The sequence below is a fragment of the Chamaesiphon sp. OTE_8_metabat_110 genome (genome assembly GCF_031382685.1).
In the GTDB taxonomy this organism is placed as follows: domain Bacteria; phylum Cyanobacteriota; class Cyanobacteriia; order Cyanobacteriales; family Chamaesiphonaceae; genus Chamaesiphon.
The window spans coordinates 1-3009 of record NZ_JANMZA010000389.1; the positions used below are offsets into that span (position 1 = coordinate 1).

3 protein-coding genes are annotated in these 3009 nt (G+C 46.1%); 1 reads left to right on the forward strand and 2 read right to left on the reverse strand.

The genetic code is table 11. The features are described from left to right. Positions 1-658: extracellular solute-binding protein (locus tag RMO52_RS14250; RefSeq protein WP_310415349.1), on the forward strand; the 658-nt coding region annotated here is incomplete at its 5' end. 90 nt (positions 659-748) lie between these two features. Here the strand turns inward: RMO52_RS14250 and RMO52_RS14255 are convergent. Both RMO52_RS14255 and atpA read right to left on the reverse strand, forming a co-directional pair. Next, positions 749-1699: a F0F1 ATP synthase subunit gamma gene (locus RMO52_RS14255; protein ID WP_310415352.1), complete on the reverse strand. Its 951-nt coding sequence runs from the start codon at positions 1697-1699 to the stop codon at positions 749-751. 259 nt (positions 1700-1958) lie between these two features. Beyond that, the coding region (gene atpA / locus RMO52_RS14260) for a F0F1 ATP synthase subunit alpha (protein WP_310415355.1) at positions 1959-3009 on the reverse strand (1051 nt) is incomplete at its 5' end.

The following is a 3009-nucleotide window of genomic DNA, read 5'->3' on the forward strand; positions in this document are numbered from 1 at the left end:
GGGAGATCTCTGGAATCCGCAGCTCAGGCAGCGGGTATCGCTGCTGGATCGATCGCGCGAAGTCATTGGTTTAGCTTTAAAAAAGCTAGGCTCATCTTACAATACTCCCGATCTCGATCGAGCAGCGGCATTAAAATCCGAACTCGCACAACTCCACCAGCAAACGAAGTTTTATAGTGCTGACAGCTATCTCCAACCCTTAGTCATGGGCGATACCTGGGTGGCTGTTGGCTGGTCTTCAGATGCGATCGATCTGATGCAAAAGAATCCGAATATTGGCGCGATCGTGCCTAGTTCTGGTACTGCTCTTTTTGCCGATCTCTGGGTACGCCCAGCAAATTCAGCTAAATTATCATCTACCGAACTTCAAGCTGCCAATAATAAAGATCGAGTCAAATTAACTCATCAGTGGCTTGATTATTGTTTGCAACTACAAGTTAGCAATCAGATTTCTCTCTTTACCACTACTACTGCACCGCTGCTTACTAGTTTAAGTGATAAGCAAATTTCTCCAGATATTAAAAGAAATTCATTAACTTTACCTGCAAAAAGTATCTTAGATAAAAGTGAATTTATCTATCCACTTTCATCAACAAGTCAACAACAATACGATCGACTCTGGCAAGAAATTCGGAGTGTGCCAATTAGCTTAAAATAAAAAATGTGCTTGAGATTAACCTCAAGCACAAATATATTTAACATGAATAAATCGAGTACTCGTTCGCGTAGGTACGGTCGGTAAGCGTATCTAGCCGTTGAGAGCTTCTGCACCCCCAACAACCTCCAGAATCTCTTGAGTAATTGCGGCTTGACGGGCTTTGTTATAACTGAGTGTCAGCGAACAAATCAGTTGTTTGGCATTATCACTGGCATTATTCATTGCCGTCATCCGAGCGGCTAATTCGCTAGCTGCGGATTCTTGCAGGGCGCGGAGCAGTTGATTATTTAGGTAAAGCGGTAAGAGTGCATCTAGGATTTGATTGGGATCTTGCTCGAAAATCGTATCGCTGGGTAGCGGTTGTACCGATGTGTCCAGTTTGTCACGCTCGACGCTAAAATTACCAGCGCGACTAGTCAACCGGAAAACTTCATCATCGGGCACTTCCAAGCCTTGTGGTGTCAATGGTAACAATGTTTGGACTACCGGACGGGAAGCAATCAGCGAGACGAACTTAGTATAAACTAGCTCTACTCTGTCCACACCTTCAGACAAGAACAACGATAGCAATTCATCAGCGATTTTACCAGCTTCAACAGCCGTAGGAATTTGTTCTAATCCCGTATAATCTGCACTGATGGGTTGATTGCGACGTTGGAAATACTGAGTAGCTTTCCGTCCAACTGTCACAAATTTATAATCCAAACCCTGAGATTTAAGTTCTTTAGCGCGTAGTTCGGCTTTTTTAATAATCGAACTATTATAACCACCGCAGAGACCGCGATCGCCAGTAACTACCAAAATACCAACACATTTAGCTTCTCGCTGTTGGAGGAATGGTGAAGTCGCATCGGCAAATGTTAAGCGACTTTTGAGGCTGTATAAAACTTGTGCCAATCGGTCGGCAAAAGGACGGGTCGCAACTACCTGTTGCTGTGCCCGTCTCACTTTAGCTGCGGCGACGAGGCGCATGGCTTCGGTAATTTTTTTAGTATTCTTAACCGATTGAATCTGATCCCGAATAAGTTTTAAGTTAGCCATATTTTATAGTAGTTAGTAGTTGTATATTTTCGGTGCTTATTTAGGAAAGGGAATAGGAGATAGGGGATAGTGACTTTAATTCATAAGAACGGTATCCACTATAGTTTTAATATAATTTTTATGAAAAAAGGGATCGAGGTTAACGGACTAGGTTTAGAAGATGTGTAAGTAGATGTTTTGTGCAGATCGTAGTCTATGCTCTGAAACACCCACTCACACTTCCCTATTCCCTATTCCCTATCCCCTATCCCCTAAGATTCTACGCTGTGGCTAAGAAGGACTTCTTGCATTCAACTAGTGCGGCTTTGAGAAGCGCTTCAGCTTCATCAGTTAGCTGCATTTTGTTGTCTTTGATGGTTTGAGCGTACTCAGGCTTGCTGTTTTTCAGGTAGTCTTTGAGTGCGGCGGTGTAACCAGTTACTTTGTTGACGGCGATGTCATCGAGATAGCCGTTTAAGCCCGCATATACTAATGCGACCTGTTCGGGCACAGATAATGGCGAGTACTGAGGCTGTTTGAGAATTTCGCGGAGACGCGCACCACGAGCGAGTTGATTTTGGGTCGCTTGGTCGAGGTCGGATGCGAACTGAGCGAAGGCTTGGAGGTCATCAAACTGGGCGAGTTCGAGTTTGAGTTTACCAGCAACCTTTTTCATCGCTTTGGTCTGGGCGGCGGAACCGACGCGGGATACTGAGATACCAGCGTTGATTGCGGGGCGGAGACCGGAGTTAAATAGGTCGGAGGAGAGGAAGATCTGACCGTCTGTAATCGAAATTACGTTGGTCGGGATGTAAGCCGATACGTCACTACCTTGAGTTTCAATTACTGGGAGGGCGGTCATACTACCGCCACCGAGTTCGTCGCTGAGTTTGGCAGCGCGTTCGAGTAAGCGGGAGTGAATGTAGAATACGTCGCCAGGATATGCTTCGCGTCCGGGTGGGCGACGGAGCAAGAGGGACATCTGACGGTATGCTTGAGCTTGTTTGGACAAGTCATCATAAATAATCAGGGTCGCTTTACCTTGGTACATAAAGTACTCAGCAATGGCGGCACCAGTGTAAGGTGCGAAGTATTGGAGGGTAGCAGGATCGTTCGCATTTGCTGCTACAACGACCGTGTAAGCCATCGCGCCAGCTTCTTCGAGGACGTTGACGATATTCGCCACAGTTGAGGCTTTCTGCCCGATCGCGACGTACACGCAGACGACATCTTCTTCTTTCTGGTTGATAATGGTATCGATCGCGATCGAAGTTTTACCAGTCTGTCTGTCACCGATAATCAGTTCCCGCTGTCCGCGACCGACGGGAATC